This is a genomic window from Thermoactinomyces sp. CICC 10521 (genome assembly GCF_016055135.1).
Classification (GTDB): domain Bacteria; phylum Bacillota; class Bacilli; order Thermoactinomycetales; family Thermoactinomycetaceae; genus Thermoactinomyces_A; species Thermoactinomyces_A daqus.
The window spans coordinates 25576-49226 of the sequence record NZ_JAECVZ010000022.1 but is presented as its reverse complement, the minus strand read 5'-3'; the positions used below and the strand labels follow the sequence as shown (position 1 = coordinate 49226).

General features: G+C 47.1%; 22 protein-coding genes. 9 read left to right on the top strand and 13 right to left on the bottom strand.

What is annotated here, in order from left to right:
* Window positions 1–113: 113 nt before the first annotated feature.
* Window positions 114–359: a hypothetical protein gene (locus tag I8U17_RS13785; RefSeq protein WP_198059567.1), complete on the top strand. Its 246-nt coding sequence runs from the start codon at window positions 114–116 to the stop codon at window positions 357–359.
* A gap of 275 nt (window positions 360–634) precedes the next feature.
* Here I8U17_RS13785 and I8U17_RS13780 read toward each other — a convergent pair whose 3' ends face one another.
* Both I8U17_RS13780 and I8U17_RS13775 read right to left on the bottom strand, forming a co-directional pair.
* Entirely contained in the window at window positions 635–946 is a 312-nt protein-coding gene (locus tag I8U17_RS13780) for a hypothetical protein (protein WP_198059566.1), read from the bottom strand.
* A gap of 88 nt (window positions 947–1034) precedes the next feature.
* Window positions 1035–1430: a hypothetical protein gene (locus tag I8U17_RS13775; RefSeq protein ID WP_198059565.1), complete on the bottom strand. Its 396-nt coding sequence runs from the start codon at window positions 1428–1430 to the stop codon at window positions 1035–1037.
* A 505-nt stretch (window positions 1431–1935) separates the two neighbouring features.
* Here I8U17_RS13775 and I8U17_RS13770 point away from each other — a divergent pair.
* The 8 genes from I8U17_RS13770 to I8U17_RS13735 all read left to right on the top strand — a co-directional run bounded on the left by I8U17_RS13770 (window position 1936) and on the right by I8U17_RS13735 (window position 10813).
* Window positions 1936–2175, top strand: coding sequence for a hypothetical protein (locus I8U17_RS13770; protein WP_198059564.1), 240 nt, complete (start codon window positions 1936–1938; stop codon window positions 2173–2175).
* Window positions 2176–3427: 1252 nt separating this feature from the next.
* Window positions 3428–4072 (top strand): hypothetical protein, encoded by a 645-nt coding sequence (locus tag I8U17_RS13765; RefSeq protein WP_198059563.1) that lies wholly within the window; start codon window positions 3428–3430, stop codon window positions 4070–4072.
* Between the two features lie 533 nt (window positions 4073–4605).
* A complete protein-coding gene (locus I8U17_RS13760; protein ID WP_198059562.1) occupies window positions 4606–4968 on the top strand; it encodes a ribonuclease G in 363 nt (120 codons plus the stop codon).
* A gap of 52 nt (window positions 4969–5020) precedes the next feature.
* Complete coding sequence (locus I8U17_RS13755) at window positions 5021–5287, top strand: hypothetical protein (RefSeq protein WP_198059561.1); 267 nt, start codon at window positions 5021–5023, stop codon at window positions 5285–5287.
* 652 nt (window positions 5288–5939) lie between these two features.
* Window positions 5940–6710, top strand: coding sequence for a hypothetical protein (locus I8U17_RS13750; protein WP_198059560.1), 771 nt, complete (start codon window positions 5940–5942; stop codon window positions 6708–6710).
* Window positions 6673–6915: a hypothetical protein gene (locus I8U17_RS13745; RefSeq protein WP_198059559.1), complete on the top strand. Its 243-nt coding sequence runs from the start codon at window positions 6673–6675 to the stop codon at window positions 6913–6915. The genes I8U17_RS13750 and I8U17_RS13745 overlap by 38 nt, the downstream gene beginning before the upstream one ends.
* A 729-nt stretch (window positions 6916–7644) precedes the next feature.
* The gene (locus tag I8U17_RS13740) at window positions 7645–7791 is read left to right on the top strand and encodes a hypothetical protein (RefSeq protein WP_198055516.1); all 147 of its coding nucleotides are present in this window, start codon (window positions 7645–7647) and stop codon (window positions 7789–7791) included.
* 820 nt (window positions 7792–8611) lie between these two features.
* Window positions 8612–10813, top strand: a complete 2202-nt coding sequence (locus I8U17_RS13735; protein WP_033100341.1) for a cell wall-binding repeat-containing protein — start codon at window positions 8612–8614, stop codon at window positions 10811–10813.
* A 52-nt stretch (window positions 10814–10865) separates the two neighbouring features.
* On the opposite strand, the gene argF is transcribed toward I8U17_RS13735, so the two are convergent.
* The 11 genes from argF to I8U17_RS13680 form a co-directional block, all read right to left on the bottom strand.
* Window positions 10866–11831 carry an ornithine carbamoyltransferase gene (gene argF / locus I8U17_RS13730; protein WP_198059558.1) on the bottom strand — a complete coding sequence of 322 codons (966 nt, stop codon included), beginning with the start codon at window positions 11829–11831 and terminating at the stop codon, window positions 10866–10868.
* Window positions 11832–11886: 55 nt separating this feature from the next.
* The gene (locus I8U17_RS13725) at window positions 11887–13068 is read right to left on the bottom strand and encodes an acetylornithine transaminase (protein ID WP_198059557.1); all 1182 of its coding nucleotides are present in this window, start codon (window positions 13066–13068) and stop codon (window positions 11887–11889) included.
* Window positions 13037–13837 carry an acetylglutamate kinase gene (argB, locus tag I8U17_RS13720; RefSeq protein ID WP_198059556.1) on the bottom strand — a complete coding sequence of 267 codons (801 nt, stop codon included), beginning with the start codon at window positions 13835–13837 and terminating at the stop codon, window positions 13037–13039. Before argB ends, I8U17_RS13725 begins: the two co-directional genes overlap by 32 nt.
* A 27-nt stretch (window positions 13838–13864) precedes the next feature.
* Window positions 13865–15070, bottom strand: a complete 1206-nt coding sequence (gene argJ / locus I8U17_RS13715; RefSeq protein ID WP_198059568.1) for a bifunctional ornithine acetyltransferase/N-acetylglutamate synthase — start codon at window positions 15068–15070, stop codon at window positions 13865–13867.
* A gap of 67 nt (window positions 15071–15137) precedes the next feature.
* Window positions 15138–16169: an N-acetyl-gamma-glutamyl-phosphate reductase gene (argC, locus tag I8U17_RS13710; RefSeq protein ID WP_033100345.1), complete on the bottom strand. Its 1032-nt coding sequence runs from the start codon at window positions 16167–16169 to the stop codon at window positions 15138–15140.
* Window positions 16170–16502: 333 nt separating this feature from the next.
* The gene (locus I8U17_RS13705) at window positions 16503–16826 is read right to left on the bottom strand and encodes a c-type cytochrome (protein WP_033100346.1); all 324 of its coding nucleotides are present in this window, start codon (window positions 16824–16826) and stop codon (window positions 16503–16505) included.
* A 12-nt stretch (window positions 16827–16838) separates the two neighbouring features.
* Entirely contained in the window at window positions 16839–17639 is an 801-nt protein-coding gene (locus I8U17_RS13700) for a hypothetical protein (protein WP_198059555.1), read from the bottom strand.
* 65 nt (window positions 17640–17704) lie between these two features.
* A complete protein-coding gene (locus tag I8U17_RS13695) occupies window positions 17705–18493 on the bottom strand; it encodes an enoyl-CoA hydratase-related protein (protein ID WP_033100348.1) in 789 nt (262 codons plus the stop codon).
* A gap of 36 nt (window positions 18494–18529) precedes the next feature.
* Window positions 18530–19640 (bottom strand): peptide chain release factor 2 gene (gene prfB / locus I8U17_RS13690; protein WP_181735394.1). Its coding sequence is split into 2 segments (ribosomal slippage): window positions 18530–19567 and window positions 19569–19640, totalling 1110 coding nucleotides; the frame shifts between segments, so codons are not numbered across the junction.
* A gap of 100 nt (window positions 19641–19740) precedes the next feature.
* Window positions 19741–22284, bottom strand: a complete 2544-nt coding sequence (secA, locus tag I8U17_RS13685) for a preprotein translocase subunit SecA (RefSeq protein ID WP_033100349.1) — start codon at window positions 22282–22284, stop codon at window positions 19741–19743.
* Window positions 22285–22419: 135 nt separating this feature from the next.
* Window positions 22420–23640: a glycosyltransferase family 4 protein gene (locus I8U17_RS13680; protein WP_033100350.1), complete on the bottom strand. Its 1221-nt coding sequence runs from the start codon at window positions 23638–23640 to the stop codon at window positions 22420–22422.
* Window positions 23641–23651 lie beyond the last annotated feature (11 nt).

Genomic DNA, 23651 nt, shown 5'->3' with positions numbered 1-23651 from the left:
CGAAAATCCAAAGAAAAACCTCAGCCAAAAGTCACACGCATAAGTTGAACGCCGACTTTTTCTGACCGTGGAAATTTACACATAATTTTGGACTTGATCTAGGAGTTGAGGGCATGGGCTATGGGTATGACTTTTGGGACATCGCTGGTCCTTTATCATTAATAATTTTTGCAATCTCAATAGCCATCTCTATATGGGCTTTTATTAAAAAATCTATTTGGACACTGGTTATTTGTGTGCTAATTGGTTCAGTAGTAGTATATATTACTTTATGGTCAATCGGAAAATATATTGCTGTGTTTGTAATTATGCAGCTTATCGATACACTTTATCTTTTATTCAAAGGCCAAAAAAAGTAAATCCAAACGAATTACAAAAAAGCACCCTTACCCTATTAAAGGATACGGCATTGAAAGTGAAGCTGTGGCCGCTTTAAGCTCTTACATGACCAGTCACATTAAGCGCTTTGGTGACTATATAATTAACATGGACAACGCACCCGAGCCCTCAAAACCACAACTAATCTTGCCAATGGGCATCGTGGCATAGTGAGCATGAAATAACCGGTTCCTTTTCCGTAAAACGTCAAGGTAACCGGTGTTATTGCGATTTGGAAAAAATTCTATTTCAAACTTTATATTTTACACGTATCTCCGAACTTACCCCTGGTTAACTTCGCTTGGGTTGTTGGGAATACAAACTGGTTCTGTTCAACGAATTGTTGAATCACGAGCCAACCTTTTCTGGTTGTATCCACCTCGAAATCCGGGTGGAGCTCCTCCAGAAACGATATGACCGCTTCTGCCGTCCAGCCCCATTCCTGCGCCAATGCTTCATCCAGAATCAGAAGCGGTTGATTCTGAACATGAAGCAGCAGCCACAGGAGCGCTTCCGCCTTCGTCTTCTTCTCCGATTCACGAAGGTATCGGCTGAGTCGCTCTTTCATGATGTCACCTCCAGTGAGGAGGGGTTTCCCCCTCCCGTTGATCATGGCTGAAACATGGAGACGGATAAGATCTTTTCCTCCCCTTTTTTTAAGCTAAGACTTGGCGCATTTCTTCCAAGGTGAACTGATCAAACTTCTTGCCCAGTTTTTCTTGCATCTGCTTCACCTTGTCGGCGACTTCCGGCTGTTTCTTCGCCAAGGCAATAATCTTTTTGCTCAACAAAGCGGGTTCCGCTTTCTCGATTCGCGCTTTGTAATCCATCACTTCTTGGTACGTCCAAATCCCAATCTCCTCTTTTTTCTTCTGCTCCAACTCTTTCAACTGGGAAGCGACTTGCGGATACGTTTCCGCCATTTGGCTGATGTATTCAATCGCCTCACGCTTGATCTCGGTATAGGATTTGACCTCTTCTCCGTCAATGAGCCAAGCCTTGATCTTGTTGCCGGCTTCCAGTGTGATGGTTCCGGCATAATCCGTGAACAAGCCGGGCGTATCTTCCGGATACGGGGAGATTTTTGAAAGGGATACGTTCCAAGGGTTTGATGATGAGCCGTTGAGTTTGAATAGGTATGTTTATACAGAGAACAACCCTATTTTAAATATAGATCCAAATAGCAGATTTTCATGGAGATTAGCAAAGATTGGTTTTTGGCATATATCTTTGGCAGTATGGAATTTATTTAATATAGTATGGGGTTGGCAACTTAATATTCGTAAACGCTCAGTAAGATGGACCTTGGGATTTTTGGCTTCTACGCTTCTTATTTCTGCTGAAACCTTTAATGTAATTACAACTCTAGATGCCTTAACTGTTATATCTTTTGTCTATAGGTATGTCCGGATATATTCAGTCATAAAGCATCTTAACTTAGGGATTTACTATTTGCGATTAGCTCAGCGACGATAAATGTAAAAATAGAAGACCTCATTTACCTTAATGTTTTAGTGGTAAATGAGGTCTTGTTATCCAAAAAGATAAGGAATGTATATGAATAAATTTGTACTACATATTATCGGGGTTGCTCTGATTACGATTGGTCTTATAGGTGTAATTGTATTTTGGGGGTTTGGATCAAGGATCAACAAAAAATATGAAGATTCACACGACTTACCGTTATTAGTCAGTTTTTTGTTAGACGTTTTTTTTGGAGGATATAATTTTATAGGTATTGGTTTGCTATTTTTTTTATTCGGAATAGTAATGGGGGTAATTGTATATTTTGAATGATGAAAGATTTTTTCTAAATTAGAGTATCTGCGTACCATACCTACGACAGCGATGGCAACTATGAAACCAAGACCCCTGATCCGGAAGGACGTATTATCCAACCCACCCATGATTCAGTGGGCAATTAAAATATGACGGTGAGGTGAACCAGTTGAGTATTGCTTGGGGTACTATCATCTTTCAATTCTTCGCTATGTTAGTAAGCCTCTTTCTTTGCGGGCTATTCATATGGATGATGATTGTCGTTATTAAGAAATACAAGTAACAAAATACAAGTCTGTTGATAACGCTTCTGTAGTGGAAAACGGGTTTATTACTGTCGCCAAGATCAATACTTCTCGTGTTGATTAATCAAATACTGAGGTCTGGCGGATTGTAATTTCCTTTTTTTACGAAAACCTGATGACCAGTTGATTACAGAGAATGTGGCTTACCGGTAGACAGTAAACCACACCAATATAAAATTAAAGGATAATAATATGAAAAACATATGGACTACTCAACTAATTGCTGTACTGTACTGTTTGTCCGCTATTTCGAGTTTTCACATCTATGAATTGTAAGAAAATTTTTATTTATCTTGCTGCATATTTATTATTCCTGTTATTTTCTGTTTCATCTACACAATAAAAAAATGCAGGGATCGATCATTTTCTCGATCTTTTACACTATTTCTGACCCTCTTCTCTTACCCAATCTATTATTTTCTTTTTACTTATTTACTTAGCTTTTTATCTCCTGTAGATTCCGAGGACTATGGTGCAGGTCTGTTGGGACTTGCTATTTTTAGCATTACTTTCATTTTAGTTTTATTAAATAATTATTTATCAAATGCTTTAAAAAGGTTTAAATTGATCAAGTTCGAAGTTGTGTTTGCCAAAATAGGCAGGCGTTTAACCAAACATTGGACTAACTGAATAACGAAACTCGTCTCGTTTGCAAAGCATGCTTTGTCGCAAACGAGCTTGGATACCAAGGATGTAATGAAAAGCCGCTTGTTGGTTTCATAAAATTCTTCTTACGAATAGTAATTTTTGTGTATTGACTCATCACTGTTTTCGAACCCAACAATACCATCTAATTTTATGAAGGATTTAAAAGTGTCAAAAAATAAATGATTAAAGCCGGCTTGAAATTAAACCAAGATGCCGAATAAGAAATTGACAGCATCTTTGGATGGCGAAGGAAATTTCATCAAAATAGTTAACAACGACTCTAGCTCTTTGTTAACTAACAGGTGGGTAGACTTGCAATGAAAGGATTAAATACAAACACACTTTTAAAAAACTTGGTCCGGTACTCCTTTTTTGATTGGGACAATGAGGGAAATGGCACAGAGCCATTATTATTGGGAATGCCTGAAGCAATTTTAAAACAGCACCAAGTTGAAGAGTTCTATCATTCCTGGGGGATTGAAGCTGTTCATAATCCGCATGCTCATCCTTCATTTTCCGCGGAAGACTGGCTTCGATTGGAAAATGATTTCTTTGACTGGTTGAATATCGGGAAACATCTTTTGTTTCCTGACGGATCCGCGATCGTCACTCCTTCCTTACAACAGGATTGGTTTTTCAATGGATATGATCCAGATGAAAATGAGTGGATGAAATACGATTTTGAGCAATACGAAAACCTGTTGTTGAGTCATCAGATCATCCAGCAACCGCCCAGTTTAAGAAAAGATTACAGAGGAGCCGTTGTTGAAAATTTCGAGGAGTTCAAGATTACGGCAAAAATGTCAATCAGAGGAGTGACCTTGCTGTTTTTTTCCAATAATGAAATGGTGATCACTATAACGGATTACTTAACTATCAAGATACATTTTAAAAATAACTCAATCAAAGAAAAAAAGAAATACCAACTGATCGATGTTATGAATCCCCAGTTTTTACGCTAATACGTAAGATTTGGGGTCAAAAATTAAGAGGGAAAGATCTTTAAAGTCTTCAAATAAATTTGAGCACTAGGAGTGCGAATGATTTATTTGAAGGTTGATTGAATAAAGCCGGTTCAATATTTATGGGCGTTGGTTATTTTATTTGGCTCATGGCTTATTTTTGCAAGTAGATTTTTTCAATGGGAACCCATTGCGATTATTTCTATTATATTGATAAAAAATTTTTACTACAGAATAAAAGAAATCAGCAGTAAATATTAAATCCTGTATTCCTTATATTAGGAACAATGGCAACGAGCCAATGTAAAACAACCTCAAATTGGTACGTAGTGATAGAAGTTTGTAATTGCTCCACTTGATACTAGCCCAATGTAAAGTTACCAAAAAGTTGGCACAGCTACAATTTCAATTACAGGTCTTGGATTTTATACAAGATATTTGCAAAGAACCTTCCAAATAAGAATATAGATTTTTAGGCACTCATAGGGAAGACTATGAGTGCTATATGTCTATTTAAATATGGAGGACTATAAATGCATATAGAATCAAGTCAAAAAACGGACAATGAATTAAAGATTGCATTGAAAAAATGGAATTGGGGCGCTTTTTTTCTTACATTTATTTGTGGGATTTTCCATCGGGTCTATTTTTCTTTATGGGTTTTCTTCCCTGTTATCGGTTGGATTATGGTTCCATTTATATTAGGAGCTAAAGGAAGTAAATGGGCATGGGAAAAAGGCAATTGGCGAGACCTGGAGGAATTCCAGGAAAAACAGGAACTGTGGCAAAAGACTGGTTTCGTTATTTTTATTATCCTTTTTATTCTATTTTTACTTCCAATGCTATGGATTATTATTGATGTTCTTTTTGCACAAGTAAAATATGCTCATAATTAGCCACCTGTAAAAGTGTCAATAATCCTACTTCAACTACAACAAGCAAGACCAGGTGGCCCGCCGCAAAACAGCCGCCGGCAACATGACCTTCAACCGCTACAACGGCGCCGGAGACTTGATGGAACGGGACATCTTTGACAAATACGGCACCTTGCTCTACAGCTATCTTTATGCGTATGACAACAAGAGCCGGATCACCTCCGTGACCGAAACGGACAGCATCAACCCGCCGAAAACGACGTCTCACGAATATGATGCTCTCGACCAACGGATCAAAGAAACCCGATCGGACGGAACGGTGATCGAATTCTTCTTGTAAAACCGATTAAATCAGGATTCATTTAATAATAGTACACTTCTTTAAGCTGTAAAGATCCCTAAAAAATCACAAATATTGAACGGAAAAGAAAGTAGCAGAAGGGGTAAGAGTTGCCCCTCTCACTATAGACGAGATCCGAAAGGGGATTTGAGCCAGGATGTGGGCCTATATTTTTTTCTTCTTAATAGGCATATTATTTATATATATATATATATATATATATATATATAGGATTTAAATTCGACGAAAATACAAAAATACCAAGCCTACAAGGTATTAATTTTTTTGGTGACTTAATCATTTTCATTTTGAGCCTTCTGCCATGGTATGTGACACGTGCCTTATTCATATTGCTGGGAATAGGGATCTTGGCATTGGAAATCTATGTGTATGTGCAAAATAATTGATTGGTTTAAATAGCAGATCTTTGCGTTCACGAACGATGCTTACGACGTCAACGGCAACCTCGTCAACCAGACGGGCACCGTCGTCAATCCCTATACTACGCAGGTTATCGTTATGCCAAGAAACCGGTTTGTATTACTTTATTACTTGCAATCTAAATGAATCTTTTAGACCAGCAACTATTAATTCGCTGGCTCCGATTATAACAAAAAATATTTTTCTTAAATAATTTAAGGAGCAGTGAATAATGAGTTATTATTGTGGAGGATATTTTCTAATAGAACAGCAGGCAAGGCCAAGTTATGTGAACACTGATATAGTTCCATCCACTATATTGTCTGTAAGCTCTTGCATTAGCACTACTTATCCTAATGGATTTAATTGGTTTGCAAAATACAATCAAGATATGAATAAAGAAATAATTGAAATTCGCAAGAAATGGATGGGTATAAAAGTGGAAAGTGATCAAATGGGTTGGCCAGACGTATTCTTTGATTTAGAAACAGCAAGAGAATTTTATCGAAAATTTTTATTTCCTTTTCCAAAATTGAGATGTATTGGAATTGGTTTGAAAGTTGAGTTCGTAAAAGATTTTCTCGATTACCATTTATCTAATGGAGAAGGAATAAGTAAATGCCTAGCTCGAAAAAGATTTCTAAATGATAAAGGGAAATTTCTGGGTTATGAAGTCTTGGGGTATGACTCATGCGTCCTTCATTCTTTTTTATGTAATGGTCTTGAAGAAGAACTTCCCCGTTTTGGGATTATACTTAATTCAGAAGGTTTGATTTCTACATTTGAACAGGCTGTCAAGCTTTCGGAGTATTTTTCTAGTATGGATGGATTGGAAGCTGAATTGTATTTTCCATGGGTTTTAAAAGAATATGAGCTTCATTGTTTGAGACACCGTTTCGCAATGAAATCCCGTCCCAAAGTTTGCAAAAGGGACACATCAGTAACATCAAAGTTAAGTGTGAAAAGTGGTTCCGGACGCCATCACGACGTACCAAACCAATGACAGCAATGGCAACTACGGCAACCTCGTCGACCAGACGGGTGCAGTGGTAAACCCCTATACGTACGCGGGCTACCGCTACGATGCCGTTGAGTTTAAGTATGTTTATACAGCAAACCATCCTGTAAATACAATATTGATCCAAATGGTCATTCGATGGTTGGCCGTTACCTGGCATACGCTATACGCCATGTTTCGGCAGGGATAGTAGAACTTTACGTTGGTAGCGCGGCTGAAAACAGGCTTCAATCAGTTTATGATAGCTGCCTTAAAAAACAATGGCCCGGGTACTATCGAGGATTCTTAGACTGGCAATTAGTCGAATGATTAGACACGGCCCAAAACAGGCCGTGTCTAACTGACATTTCGAGGTAAGGTGAGCGTTGATGATGGATGACATTTTTGTAAGCTTCCTATATTTGATAGGGATTATTGTTTTGACAGTAATCATTATTTTATATTTTGCCGGTTCTTTGAAAACCCGTTTAGGAATAATAATGGTCCTGATCTATTATATTTGGTTTCTCTTTTATCTTTGTTTTTCGAATATCTGGATGGAGATATCGCTTTATTTTGCGAAAAAGGAATATAATTCTTTATTCGATGACCTTTTCCTATTATTTAGTGAAATTTATTTAGCGGTATTTTTTATAAAGAAATTGAAGGAGGACATTCGTACAGATTGATATGTTTGACTGTTCGCCTGCAAAGAAGTCAGAGGTTTTTGTGGAATATGGCCAATAACTGCCCTTTATACATGGAAGGGTGAAGCTAGTACATGGATCAGAATCCCAACTGAGGTAATGCATTCATGTATTTATCCAGGATAAAAACAATATTGAATTGGCTCTTTTTACCCTGTTACTTGACTTTTATATATTTTAGTATTACTGATACTACACCTCCATGGATTGACTATTTATTAGGAAGCAACTTCATGTTAGCAGCCATTAGCTATGGAATAGATTACATTATGGAGGAAAGAGTAGTAGAGAAAAAAACATTCCTTATTGTTGCGGTCATCTTTGCCGTGATTGCCATTCTAATCTTTCTTATAAAACCTATTAAATCCGGGATTATTTAATAATGATAAATAGAAAAATAAATGAGTCATTGTTATAAGTGTACTGGTACTACACCATTTCTGTTTTTCAATTAATTTTGCTTTAGTACTTCTTATCAGGTTGCGCACACTTGACCCAAAATTTTCACAACGTCTAAACACCCGGGAATACTCATAACAATTTTAATCACTACGGCCATGATCACCATCCTCCTCTGGAAATGGGCGGAAAAGAGCAAAAACCTTTTGATCAGGTTAATTATTTTAGGTCCTTTTTATATTCGAATGTTATATAGCTCTGTTGAAGATCTTGTGAAGAGCTTTTCTGGTCAAAAGTATTTTCTTTCTCTCTTTCATGCATTAGTGATTATTGTCATGTTCATTGTGTATTCATTATCGCAATTAATGAACGTTTGTTGTTTAATTTGATCCGAAAGAAAAGGAGTAAAGAAAATAGCAAAAGTAATTAAAAGTGATTTTAAAAACCATGATTTTCGATTTAGTAGGAAAACATATTTATACCAATTAGACAGTCATGGAGATGTCTCGGCCCTGACGGGTAGCACGGATGCCAATGTCTTCACGGCCGGAATTAATCTGAATAAACAGCTCTTGTATTGAAAATATATCGGAAATAAAAACAAATCAATCTTAAATAATTGTTCACAAATAGCGGTTAAAAAGACGCTGATTCTCTTTTAAGTTTTTCGAATAATATTTTGCAATGGAAAATTTCCATTTCTGCAGATAGAGGACAGTTCGGGTTTGCAACTGGTGTTATTCCAGCTCGGCTATTCCATCTATTTGTACAACATCCTTTTTTTCTCTGAGGAGGAACGCTATGGCCGGATTGAAAAACAGACGGGGCATCCTTTTGGCTTCAGGTGTAGCCGCAGCAATTGCCTTTTCCCTTCCAGTCTGTCCTTCCACTTGGGCTAATCCGCCGGTGGTCAAAGTGATGGCGAGCGATGTACGGGATCAATTGCAGAGCGATTTCAACGGGAAAAAGCAAAACATCAAGATGGAAACGGAAGGAAAGCAGGCGGTACTTACAGTTGGACAAGCTGATGACACAGCCGTCTATACTTCGCCCGTGATCAAGTCGAAGATTGTGTTTACCGATGTAGGCATCCACTGGAAAAACCGGTCGAAAAACAAGGATCTTGGCGCCCGGAATACAAAGGTGGAGGTTCGCTTCTCTGCGGACGGGCAAAAATGGTCCGACTGGCAAGTGGCCGAAGTATCGGATGATGTAGGTCCTCATCCAAATCAGGAGGAAACATTCAGCGACTTGATTTATGCCGGAAACGGACGTTACCTGCAATACCGAGTCCATCTTACCGGAAACAAAAAAGTTTTGCCACGGATCAAGGATATCAAAGTAACCTTTATTAACTCGCGCGACGGCAAAAAAATCGTATCCAAAAAGCCGTTCTGGGAAATCCTCTTCGATAAAGTCGATGCCGCAGTGAACAAGCCTGATGTCGTCTCCCGGGCAGAGTGGGGGGCTGACGAATCGCTGCGCTTTAAAGACGGAGTTGAGACCTGGCCGCGTGAATATCATCCGGTGACGCACCTGTTCGTTCACCATACGGATACGCCAAACGATGATCCTGATCCGGCGGCACGTATTCGCTCCATTTACTATTACCACACTGTCACGCGCGGTTGGGGCGATATCGGTTATAACGCCATCATCGGCAGTGATGGACGGATCTATGAAGGGCGTAAAGGAAAAGACGATGAAGTGCTGAGCAACGGCGTTGTCGGAGCAGGAACCTATGCCTTTAACTACGGAGGTTTCTCCGTTTCTTTAATGGGTAACTACCAGGACGCACCGCTTCCGAAAAACATTCGCGACTCGCTGGTGAAACTGCTTGCCTATGAAGCATCAATCAACAACATCAATCCGGTGGGCAAATCGGATTTTGTGCGGGATTATCCCTACAACGACCCCAGTGTGCCAAAAGTGGACTACAATATGCCAAACATCGCCGGCCACCGCGATTCCAAATACACACCTGGCACTGAATGTCCAGGGGACTATGTTTATAACGATCTTCCCAACATTCGCAAGGATGTGAAAGCAGCGATCGATGCCGCCAGTGTCAACCCGAACTTAAAACGGCTGTCCGGGGCAAACCGTTATGAAGTGTCGTCCAATGTCAGCCAAGAATTGTCAGCTCTCAACATTTCATCGGATACGGTGCTTTTGGCCCGCGGCGATCTTTATACCGATGCGCTTTCCGGAGGTCCGTTGGCTGCCAAAAACAAATCGCCGATCTTGCTGACCACAACCGATTCTCTGCCAACCCAGGTTCAATTGGAATTACAAAGGCGCAAACCGGGCAAGGTGATCATCCTGGGTGGAACGGGCTCCGTTTCGGCCAATGTGGAAACACAGCTCCACAATCTTGGAATCACTGATGTTGAACGGATTGCCGGTCCAAACCGCTTCGCAGTTTCCGCTTCCGTGGCTGATCAGGTGGTCGACGGCGGAACGCAAACAAAAGCGTTTATCGCCAGCGGTCTCACTTTCCCTGATGCGCTGTCGGCATCGGGAATCGCCGGGCAAAACGGCATGCCGATTTTGCAAGTATTGACCGATTCGATCCCCGACGAGACAAAAGCGTTTATTTCCGAACATCCGGAGATCAATGAATATATAATCGTCGGCGGTCCTGGAACGGTTTCGGATAATGTAAAAGCGCAATTGGAGCAAATGGGCAAACAGGTTGTGCGCATCGGCGGAGCCAACCGCTTTGAGGTGGGAGTCAACCTGGCCGACTATTTCAATGTCAAACCGTCCTCGATCGTCTTTGCCCGCGGCGATTCATTCCCTGACGCCCTGTCCGGAGGGCCACTTGCAGGACTGACCCAGTCACCGATCTTGTTGACCATGCCAAATTCATTGCCGACCCCGGTAGACAACTATCTGTCTGCTCATCAAACGGTGTTCCAAAAAGGATATATTCTCGGCGGAACGGCATCCGTTTCCACCGCCGTTGAGCAAAAAATCTCCAGCTATATGGTCAACCAGTAAACGTTCATGAAAAAAGCCGGTCTCTATCTTCGAGAGCGGCTTTTTTCTTGTCCTATGCGTTTCCCAACAAGGCGATGAGCAAAGCCTTCTGGGCGTGCAAACGGTTTTCCGCCTGCCGGAAGACTATGGATGCCGGACCGTCGATCACCGCTTCCGTCACTTCCAGACCACGATAGGCGGGGAGGCAGTGCATAAAGACTGCATCGTTTTTCGCCTGGGCCATCAGCTGTTCATTCACTTGGTAGCCGGCAAATACTTCCGCGCGCAACTCTTTTTCTTCCTCCTGCCCCATGCTGGCCCAGACGTCGGTATAAACGGCATCGGCCTCTTTGACGGCGGACGCCGGATCGGAATGGAATGAAAGGGTTCCTCCTGTGGATCGGGCGATCTCCTCTGCTTTTTGCCAAATGGCAGTGTCAGGCTCATATCCGGCCGGTGTGGAGACGGACAGGTGCATGCCTGTTAACGCGGACACCATCATGAGGGAATGAAGAACGTTGTTTCCGTCTCCAATATAGGCCAGTTTCACCCCGGAAAACTTCCCTTTTTGTTCAAACAGCGTAAAGGCATCGGCCACTGCCTGGCAGGGATGGAACCGATCCGTCAATGCATTGATCACCGGGATGGATGCGGCTTCTGCCAATTGCTCCACCATCTCGTGGGAAAACGTGCGAATGACGACGGCATCCACATATCCGGATAAAATGCGGGCGGTATCCTCGACGGATTCCCCACGGCCGAGCTGCAATTCATCCTGGCGCAGTTGCAATGTGAATCCGCCCAAGCCGTGAACGGCCGCTTCAAAGGAGACGCGGGTGCGGGTCGACGGTTTGTCAAAGATCATCGCGATTCCTTTCCCCTTCAGCGGCGCCTGTTCCAGCCATGCTTCCTTGTTTTTCTTCACATTCTGCGTAAGCTTCAGCAGTTCGGAAACCTCGTCCGGAGACCAGTCCAGCAGACTGAGAAAATCCTGCCCCTTCAGCCGTGCCAATGGGTCTTTTTTCAAAGCAAATGACATGATCTGTTTCCTCCTCGTTCCGTTGGCTTCTCACACTCTCTTCCGGTGATCTTGCTTATCGACCGCTGCCTGCGGGCTCAAACCTCTCCAGGCAGGTTTGTTTTATAAGATGAACCGCTCTTCTGATCTGATCCTCCGTAACGATCAGCGGGGGCAACAGGCGCAGCACCTTTTCTCCGGCGGGAAGTGTGACCAGCCCCTTTCCGAGAAGCGCTGTGATGATCGGGGCCACCGGCTGGTCAAACTCCACCCCGGCCATCAATCCTTTCACCCGCACGGAAACCATCCCCGGCAACCCCGACAGTTCATCGGTCAAAAGCCGGGCAAAGAGTTCACCCTTAGCTTTTGTCTCTTCCAGGATCGGGGTCTCCTCCAGCTCAGCCAGCACGGCAGCGGCCACCGCAGTCGCCAGAGGGTTGCCTCCAAATGTGGTACCGTGTGTTCCCGGGCCCAGCACCGGTTTCAATTCTTCCCTAGCGATCATCGCTCCGATCGGGAAGCCGTTGCCCAATCCCTTGGCAGCCGTGATCACGTCAGGTTTCAGACCGTACGTCTGAAAAGCAAATGCCGCTCCCGTTCTGCCGATTCCGGTCTGTACCTCATCCACCATCAGCAAGATCTCTTTCTCCTTGCACCACGCGGACAGCCCCTCGATAAAATCGGGATCAGCCGGGCGCACTCCACCTTCTCCCTGAACCAGTTCCAGCAGAACGGCAGCGGTCGTCGCTCCTGTCGCCTGCTTCACCGCCTCCAGATCGCCGAAGGGAACAGTGCGAAATCCGCGCGGGAGCGGGGAAAACCCATGTTTCACCTTGTCCTGGCCGGTCGCCGTCAAGGTGGCAAGGGTACGGCCATGAAAAGACCCCTGGAAAGTGATAATCTCCGGTTCACTGATCACTTTGGCTTCTTGCGCCCATTTCCGGGCTAGTTTGATTGCCGCTTCGTTTGCTTCCGCTCCGCTGTTGCAGAAAAAAACCGCTCCCAGACCGGTCAGGCGGGTCAGACGCTGCGCTGCTTTTTCCTGTGCCGGCACTTGAAACAGATTGGAAGTGTGCCAAACTGCTTCGACCTGGTCGAGCAAGGCCTGCTTGATCCGCGGATGATTATGCCCGAGATTGGTAACCCCGATTCCGGAAGCAAAATCGAGATACGTTTTCCCCTGATCATCTTCCAAAACCGCCCCGTTTCCTTTTACAAAACGGACATTATGGCGTACGTATGTGGGAAAGAGCGACATGTTCGTCCACCCCCTCTTTCAAAATCCGCGTTCCCGAAACGGGGTCAAATATGCCGGCTTTTTTGCCGCTGACAATCCTCACTTCCCTGACACTCCCCTCCAGAGAGCGAACGGCCGAGCGCACTTTGGGGATCATGCCCCCCGTAATCGCACCTTGGGCAATATAAGTTTCGATCATCGCCGGATTCATATGGGAAAGCAAAGTGTCTTCGATGTAGACGCCATCCACATCGCTGACCATGACCAGTTGTTCCGCCCCAAGCGCCCGGGCGATTGCCTCTGCCGCCTCATCCGCATTCACATTCAAAACCTTTCCTTGCCCGTCGATTCCGAGAGAGGCGATGACCGGCAACCATCCTTGCTGCAAAATCGTTTGCAGCCGTTCCGCATGGACAGCGGTCACCTTACCAACATACCCCAGCTTCGGATCTTCCGGTTCAAGCTGTAACAGGTTTAAATCGACTCCGCTCAATCCCAGCACCGCCACTCCCTCACGGGCAAATCGCGAAACCAGTTCCTTGTTCACCTGTCCGGCCAGGGCCATTTCAGCAATGGTCAGCGTTTCCCCATCCGTAACGCGGCGTCCGTCAACAAAGGCGGGTTTTTTGCCGATTCGCTCCATCCATCGGGAAATAAACGGGCCCCCTCCATGAACGATCACGAGCGAGAGCCCCTCTGTTTTCTGCATTCGGGCACAGCCGGCAAAAAATCCGGGATCGAGATTTTCCAGAACACTTCCGCCAACCTTGACGACGATCACTTTTCCCATTGATACTCTCCTTCCGTTCCCTGCGGACTACGTGCGATAACTGGCGTTGATCCGGACATATTCATAGGTCAAATCGCATCCCCAGGCGGTCGCGCACCCATTTCCCTGATGCAGATCGAGGATGATCCTCACCGTCTCTTTTTTGAGCTCCTTCTCCGCTTCCAACTCATCGAAGGGAAGAGGAAGTCCCTCACGCACAACCGGAATCTCTCCCAGACGCACTTCCACCGCGTCTGCATTCAGATCGGGCGCACCGTAACCGGCTGCACAAACGATCCGTCCCCAGTTGGCATCCGCGCCGTAGATGGCCGCTTTTACCAGATTGGAACCGACGACCGCCTTGGCCACTTTCCGCGCAGTCTCATCGGACCCGGCTCCCGCCACCTTCACTTCGATCAGCCGGGTCGCCCCTTCTCCGTCGCGCGCGATCATTTTGGCCAGCTCTTCACACACATAGGCAAATGCGGCACGAAACTGGTTCCACTCCGGATGATTGCGGCCGAGGGGCTGATTGCCGGCCAAATTGCTGGCCATCGTAATCACCATGTCATTGGTGCTGGTGTCACCGTCGACGGTGATCATATTAAAAGAGAGATCGGTCTCTTTCCACAAAAGGGATTGCAACACATCGGAGTCGATGACGGCATCGGTGGTGATAAAAGCGAGCATCGTGGCCATGTTCGGCTTGATCATCCCGGACCCTTTGGCCACACCGGCAATCCTGACGCACTTTCCGTCGATCTGAAGTTCTACCGCCACTTGTTTGGTGCACGTATCGGTTGTCAAGATCGCCTGGGCAAATTTGTCGTCCCCTTTTTGCAACCGGGGAACCAATTGATCCAGTCCCTGTTCCACCCGCTCCATCGGCAGGTATTCACCAATCACTCCGGTCGAGGCGACAGCAACGAAATGCTCGGGAATCCCCAGCAAATCGGCCGTCTTTTTCCTCATTTGATAAGCATCTTCCAACCCTTTTCGTCCCGTGCAGGCATTGGCGATCCCGCTGTTGACCACAATTGCCTGAATGCGCCGCCCGGCCCCGAGACTCTCCTGTGTCACTTTCAGCGGAGCTGCCTGAAAAGCGTTGGTCGTATAAACAGCGGCCACGGAGGCGGGCACTTCGCAAACAAGCAATCCCAAATCCGGGCGTTTCCGCTTGATGCCGGCATGCATTCCCGCAGCGACAAACCCGTTTGGAAATGTGATTTTTGCATCGGAAGCCACGGAAAACATCTGCTTCTGCACGCGCTCTTTGATTGTCTCCACTTCTCTTCTCCTCCTTTTCTCCTGGTCTTCTCTCTTACGGATACAGCGGAATCCCGGTCAGCCCGCTCTCCTCCGGCCAGCCGCAACGAAGATTGGCGTTTTGCACTGCCTGGCCGGCCGCCCCCTTCATCAGATTGTCAATGGCCGCCATCACAACAATGCTTCCCGTTCGCTCATCCACATGGAAGCCGATGTCACAGAAGTTGCTCCCCTGCACCGCCTTGGTCTCCGGCCAACCTTCTTTCAACACACGGACAAAAGGCCGGTTTTGGTAGGTCTCACAATACAAATCAAACAGATCCCGGTTTGTATAATTATTCAAGTTGGTTGCATAAAGGGTGATCAGAATTCCGCGATTCATCGGCACCAAATGGGGAACAAACCGGATGCGCACCGGTGAATCGGCACAGATTTCCGCGAAACGCTCCATTTCCGGCGTATGCTGATGACGGTCCGCTTTATACGGCCGAACATTTTCATTCACTTCGCAAAACAATGTCGCCAGCCCCGGCTTTCTCCCTGCCCCGGATACGCCGGATTTGCCGTCGATGATGACCATGGCCGGATCAATCACTTTTTCCTTCAGCAAAGGCAGAAGCGCCAACAGCGAAGCCGTGGGGTAACAACCCGGATTGGCGATCAACTGTGCTTCCGGCAGCCGGTCGCCAAACCACTCGCTCAGACCGTACACCGTTTTCTCCATCCAGGTACGGGGCGGGGCTTCTTTCCCATACCACGCTTCGTAAACCTCCGGCTCGCCCAGACGAAAATCCCCGGACAGGTCGACCACGATCACGTTCCGTTCCGCAAGGGCGGGAGCGTATTTGCCGCTGACGCCGGCGGGAGTGGCAAAAAAGACAAGATCGACTTGTTCCGCCAATTCATCCACATTCAATCCGGAAAAGGCATATCCCAAATGCCGCAAATGCGGAAACGCCTGATCCAGCGCTTCGCCCGTTTTTGAAGTTGAAATCAGTTTCGTCAGTTCAAAATGGGGGTGTGCCGCCAGCAGGCGGATCAACTCAACTCCTCCGTAGCCGGTGGAGCCAATCACTGCTGTTTTCAATTGATTGCACCTCTTTTTTTGGAACGACCTTTGCAAGTTATGTATCATTATACAATCATATTAATATTTATTCAACCATTCCATAAAAAAAGACCACCGTTTTTAGGTGGTACAACATGTATAAAGTCCGGTTGGTATTCTCTTTGCTCCCGGCTCCTTGATCGCAAAGGTCGGTGCAGAATATCACCGATCTCCTTCGACTGAAAAGCCGGCGTTCGGCCCCTGCCAGCCATCCCCGATCTCTTTCTTCTGTTTGCCGTCAGATTCGAAATTCAAAATACGATTGTGTATTTCAGGCAGATGGCCGACCCGGGTCCCTCTTATGTGAAATCCTCATTTTTTCTGCGACAGCCATTCGGCCAGCTTTTCCCGTGCTTCCTTGGGCACTTGCGTTTGCGGCGGCATCTGCCCTTGCCCGTTTTCGATCACGTGCATAATCTGCTCTTTGCTTAATTTGCTGCCGATTTTCTGGAGGCTCGGGCCATATCCCCCTTGCAGGTTGCCGCCATGGCAGGCAGAACAGTTATTGGCGAACACTTCCTGCGGTGTATCCGCCGCACTGCTGCTTTGCTGTTGCTGTTCCTGTCCGGCGGTGCTGCATCCTGCCAGCAAGAGGGCTGCAGCTGCCCCTGTCGCCAAAAGGAATTTATATTTCACCCGACTCACCCTTTACTTGGAGAACCATTTTTTACCTGATTCCTGTTTGGAACGTGAGGAGCTTTTTTCTTTTTCATCCATCGCCGCAGCGATTTCGTCTGTCGTAAACATCTGTGTATCAATCAAGGTCGCTTTGCCGAGATCTTTGCTTTCCCGCCCGCGATCGGGTTTTAACAGGCTCCGCTTGTATAAACGGCGGTTTTCCAAAGAATCGCCCTTCTGTTCGGAATCGGCTTTCTGCGGCGCCATTGGTTTTTTCTTCTTGGGCGATTCCAGTTTTTCCGTTTCTTCTTCATGGTTCGCCTTGCGTGTTTTCGTCCGGATGGCAAAAGACTTTTCTTTGTCTTCAACCTGTTCGTAGAGCTTGTCCAGCTTCGGCTGTTCTTCGCTTTTTTCTTTTGACGCTGATTTTGACACAGAAGACAGACGGGAAGACCGGCTTCGTTCCACTTTCTCTTTCTCCGCTCTGTCTTCCCGTTTCCGATCCGGTTTGCTCTGCTTGCTCAGGACTTGGCTGTCACGCACAATGATTTCTTTATCTTCATCCGGCAGCGGCTCGGTTGGCCGTTCGCGCGGAATATACTGCTGCTTCTTCTTCATCTTCTCCCGTCTCAACGTGGAACGGCGCACTTGTTCAACGGAGATTTTCATATCTTCACTGCCCAAACTTCCTTCCGGAAACATCTGTTCCAGTTCTGCCACTTCCCGCTTTCGCTTTTTGCTGACAATCAAGCTGATCACGACAATCAGAATCAGGACGATTACCAGGGCGGCTACACCCGCAATCTGCGGATTTTCCATAATAAAATCCATCGACTTTTACCTCCTTTTCCCATTCTCCCCGACCAATGACGAGCAGGGAAACCAACTGCCGAACTCTATTTGCCCGTAAAGCGGGGAGGTCTTTTTTCCAAAAAAGCATCCATTCCTTCTGCCCGGTCATCGGTGTTGAAGGTCAACCCGAAATAAGAAGCCTCCAAATGAAGTCCGGCAGAAAGATCGGTTTCTGTTCCGATATCAATGGCTTTCTTTATATACCGAAGAGCAATCGGCGCTTTTTGCGCCAACTGTTTTGCCAATCGCTTCGCCTCGTCCAGAAGCTGATCGGCCGCAACCACTTTTTGCACCAAACCGAGGCGCGCGGCCTCCTGCGCATCGATCATCTCACCCGTCATGCACAGGTATTTCGCCGTTCCTGTGCCAACACGGCGGGCGAGACGCTGTGTCCCTCCATATCCGGGAATAACGCCCAAGTTGATTTCCGGCTGGCCAAAGCGAGCACGATCAGAAGCGAGGATGATATCACCGGCCATCGCCAATTCACATCCTCCACCCAAAGCATAGCCATTCACTGCCATAATCACCGGAATCGGCAAGCTTTCAATCCGGCTGAACAACCGTTGCCCGAATGCGGCCAGGCGCTCCGCTTCCGTAGCGGACGGGATCCGGCGCAGCTCCGTGATATCTGCTCCGGCGACAAATGCTTTCTCACCGCTGCCTGTCATAATTAAAACACGAATCTCCTCATCCTGCTCAATCCAAGAAATGACAGCGTCCAGTTCCTCCAGCAATTCCCGGTTGAGCGCATTTAACACTTTCGGACGGTTAAATGTGACAAGTGCCCAGGCATCCCCTTTTTCCACTTGGACGTTTTTCCAATCGGACATGAACCGGTCACCCCTCTATTCTTTTTCAGGCTCTTTTTATCCTTTGTTCATCAACTTACGCAGATAAGCCTCAATAAACGGATCAAGTTCTCCATCCATCACCGCTTGCACATTTCCCGTTTCCGTCTGGGTGCGGTGATCCTTCACCATGCTGTACGGATGGAAAACATAGGAGCGAATCTGGTTGCCCCAGCCGATTTCGGTCTGCTCCCCTTTCAGGGCTTGCAGTTCCTTCTGCTGTTCTTCCATCTGGCGTTCATAAAGACGTGCCTTAAGGATTTTCATCGCACGCTCACGGTTCTTGATCTGCGAGCGTTCTGACTGGCAGGTCACGACGATCCCGGTTGGAATGTGGGTAATCCTTACCGCCGAATCGGTCGTGTTGACGTGCTGGCCGCCTGCCCCGCTCGAGCGATAGGTATCGATTTTCAGCTCATCGGGACGGATTTCGATTTCCACATCATTGTCAATCTCCGGCATCACATTGACAGAAACAAAGGAAGTATGCCGGCGGCCGGACGCATCGAACGGCGAGATGCGGACAAGCCGGTGCACCCCTTTTTCTGCCTTCAGATAGCCGTAAGCATTGATTCCCTTGATGAGCAGCGTGACACTTTTGATTCCCGCCTCTTCACCGGGCAGATAGTCCAGTGTTTCCACTTTGTACCCGCTTTTTTCCGCCCAGCGGACGTACATCCGGTGCAACATCTCCGCCCAATCCTGCGATTCCGTTCCCCCGGCCCCCGGATGCAGTTCCAGGATGGCCGAATTGCGATCATAAGGCCCGCTCAGCATCAGGGTGAGCTCAAAGGCGTCGATCTCCTTTTTCAGCTCACGCAATTCCCGCTCCAACTCTTCGCCCATCGCCTCATCTTCCCCTTCTTCGGCCAAGAGTTCGAGCATCAACTGCGCCTCTTCCTGCTTTTCCTCCAGTTTCTGCATCGTTTCTGTCAGCTCTTTGAGCTGTTTCATTTCATCAATCACTTTTTGGGCTTCTTCCTGATCATCCCAAAACGAAGGGGAAGCCATTTTCTCTTCCAGTGCAGTCAATCGTTCCTTTTTCTGATCGAGGTCAAAGAGACCCCCTGATATCCGCCAATTGCTTGGCTGTATTGGACAAATGCTGTTTCACTTCGCTCATTTCCACATCAATCACCTCATGCTCAAGTCTGTTCCTGAAACATTTTTATTATATATGAAAAAGAAAAAAACACTATCACCGAAAGAGGCAGGGTAAAGCCCCTGCCTCACCGGTTTGCTGGAACTGCTTTTTCGTTTTTTAAACAGCAGTTTTTATATTTCTTTCCACTTCCGCACGGACAGGGTTCATTGCGGCCCACTTTATCATTTCGGCGAATCGGCTGCTTTTTGGGCGCCACTCCCTCTTCCGATCCCCCGGAATGCGCGACGGCATTGATGGCCACTTCTTCCCGCTCCAGCTCTTCTTCTTCACGGATCACGGACTTCATGACATACTTGATAACCTCTTCCTGAATCTCCTTCACCATTTCCTCAAACATGGCAAAGCCTTCGAATTGATAAGCCCGAAGCGGATTATCCTGGCCATAGGCCCGCAGGTGAATCCCCTGACGCAACTGCTCCATCGCATCGATGTGATCCATCCATTTGCGGTCGACAGTACGCAGGATAACAACTTTGGAGAATTCCTGCAACCGCTCGTTGCCCATTTCCTCTTTCTTCTCTTCATAATGGCGGACAACCTCGTCATAGATGAGTTCGATGATTTCCTTGGGCTCTTTGTTTTCCAGGTCTTCCTCATCAATGCGTCCTTCCGGAAGCAGATTTGATTCAACGTAATCGACGATCGCTTCCAGATCCCAATCTTCTTCCAGCTCTTCCGCGGTATGAATGCCCACGACATTTTCAATCGTCGATTTTGCCATGCCGAGAACGACATCTTTCAAATCATCGCTGGTCAGCACTTCCCGCCGTTGTTTATAAATAATTTCCCGCTGCTGATTCAAGACGTCGTCATATTGCAATACCCAGCGTCGGGCATCAAAGTTGTTGGCTTCCACCTTGCGCTGTGCGTTGGCCACCGCCTTGCTGAACATTTTTCCTTCAATCGGCTGATCATCCGGCAGTCCCAGACGCTCCAGCATGTTTTCCAGGTTCTCCGCCCCAAACCGGCGCATCAAATCATCGGACAAAGAGAGGAAGAACTGGGATGAACCGGGGTCTCCCTGCCGGCCGGAACGCCCGCGCAACTGGTTATCGATGCGGCGGCTTTCATGGCGTTCCGTTCCCAACACGTGCAACCCGCCAAGCTCGGCCACTCCTTCGCCGAGAACAATGTCCGTTCCCCGACCGGCCATGTTGGTGGCGATCGTCACCGCTCCCCGCTGTCCGGCCCGGGCAATGATTTCGGCTTCACGCGCATGGTTTTTCGCATTTAACACTTCGTGCGGAATTCCCCGTTTTTTGAGCGCTCGGGAAAGCCGTTCCGATTTTTCAATCGATACCGTCCCGACCAAAACGGGTTGCCCTTTTTCATGGCGTCGGGCGATTTCCTCGACGACTGCATTAAATTTGGCCTCTTCCGTCTTATACAGAACATCGGACAAATCCTTGCGGGCCATCGGGCGATTGGTGGGAATCGGATAAACGTCCATATTGTAGATTTTGCGGAATTCTTCTTCCTCTGTCTTGGCTGTCCCGGTCATCCCGGACAGTTTTTTGTACAGGCGGAAATAGTTTTGCAGCGTAATGGTGGCCAGAGTCATGCTCTCCCGCTGCACCTGCAAACCTTCCTTTGCCTCAATCGCCTGGTGCAAGCCGTCGCTGTACCGGCGTCCGTACATCAGGCGGCCGGTGAACTCGTCCACGATGACAACCCCGTCCTCATTGACCACATAATCTTCATCCCTTTTCATGAGGACATGGGCTTTCAGCGCCTGCTGCACATGATGGTTCAGCGTGATGTTGCGCATATCGTAGAGGTTATCCACACCGAGGAAACCCTCCACCTTTTTCACGCCGTCTTCGGTAAGCGCAACCTGTTTTGTCTTGATATCCACCGTATAATCTTCGTCTCTTTTCAAACGGCGAACCACTTTGTCGGCCGTATAATACAGATCTGTCGCTTTGTTGGCCTGACCGCTGATAATCAGTGGCGTCCGCGCTTCATCGATCAGGATGCTGTCCACTTCATCGATGATCGCATAGTTCAGTTCGCGCTGTGTCAATTGTTCGGGATAGAGCACCATGTTGTCACGCAGATAGTCAAAGCCGAACTCATTGTTCGTTCCAAACGTAATATCCGCCTGGTACGCGGCCCGTTTCTCATCCGGGCTCATCTGCGGCAGATTGAGTCCGACCGTAAGACCCAGGAATTCAAAAACCTGTCCCATCCATTCACGGTCCCGTTTGGCCAGGTAATCGTTGACGGTCACAATGTGCACGCCTTTGCCGGTGAGCGCATTGAGGTATGCCGGCAGGGTCGATACCAGCGTTTTCCCTTCCCCGGTTTTCATCTCGGCGATATCGCCTTGGTGCAGCACCATTCCCCCAACCAGTTGCACGCGGAAATGGCGCATGCCAAGCACCCGTTTCGCCGCCTCACGCACAACGGCAAACGCCTCCGGCAACAAATCGTCCAAGCTCTCTCCATTTTCCAGCCTATTCTTAAATTCATCCGTCTTTGCCCGGAGTTCTTCGTCGGAAAGAACCTGCATCGACGGCTCCAACGAATCGATCGTATCAGCAAGGGCAAAAAACTTCTTCAATTGCCTCTCTTGCGGATCAAGCAATTTTCGAAGGGCTTGCAACACCTTCATCATCTCCTACCTAAGCTGGATTTATATGAAACAAGAGATTCTTGTATGATCTCGATGAATATAAAAGCCCACATTAATTAGTTTATCAAATTTCGTCCGTTTTTTCACTTTTTACGCCTGGAAAAGCGTTTAGCGGCGCACCAGCTTTTGCAGGATCGTATAAAAACGGTGTGCTAATTTCTTGCGATCCCCTTCGCGATCGATATAATCGCGTCCGTTCTTTTTAATCTCTTCGCGCTCCTCCTGTGAATACGAACGCACGGTTTTAATGGCTTCAGCCAATCCTTCCGGATTCTCCGCCCCGGCGAAGAGCCCGACCCGGTTTTTCTCGACGATTTCACGCACTTCTCCGTCAACCGTGGTCACAATCGGCAATCCGATAAAGGTGTAATCAAACAGTTTGTTGGGCCGGGCACCGCGGAACACTTCATTGTCAGCCAGGGAGATAATCCCCACGTCGGCGGCTTGCGTATAATCGAAAATCTCTGCTTTTGGAACAGGATCGAGCAGATAAACATTATCCAGCCCTTTTTCGCGCTTCAGCCTGATCAGCTTCTCCTTTTCCGGGCCGTCACCGATCAGTACGATGGAAATGCCCGGATCGAGATAGCGGCCCGCTTCCACCACGTATTGCAAGGCATTTGCCGGCCCGTGCGCCCCCGTATAAATGGCCACAAAATCGTCTTCAGGCACTCCCATTTTCCGGCGGAACTCTGCCCGCTTGGACGGGTCCGGCTTCCAGGAGCTGACGACGATCCCATTGGGAATCAGCTCGATTTTATCCGGATCAATGCCCTTATCAGCAATAAATTTGCGCTGATGTTCGGTCAGCACGATGATTTTATCCGCTTTCCGGTAGAGAAACAATTCCATCCAAGTGAGCAGTTTGATGACGTGTTTGTTGTTCAGGCCGCCCATTTTAATGAGCGAATCAGGCCACAGATCCCGAACCTCGAGAACGAACGGACACCGCTTTAACGCTGCCAGCATCCATCCGGAAAATGCGGTAAACAGATGAGGCGAAGAAGCGATTAACACATCGGGTCTCCGTTTGAACAATCCGGCCAGAAAAAAGATGGCGGCAAAGCTCCCCATATTGATGATCCGTTTGAAATCGTTGGTTTTATGGGGATAGGACCAAAGCCAGTTCAGATTCAGTCCCGGAACCTTGTCGAGGGCGTTTTTTTCCTCTGCGGTGACGAAGGTGCGGCGAGGATGGACAAATTTGGAGAGAAACAGCGTGACATCCGCTTTTTCTTCCGTCGCCCACTCCCGCGCCAATTCATAGTGGCGGGTAATCCCGGCGATATTGGGAGGAACCGCATAATGATTCGCTAACCAAATTCTCAACTTCTTCACTT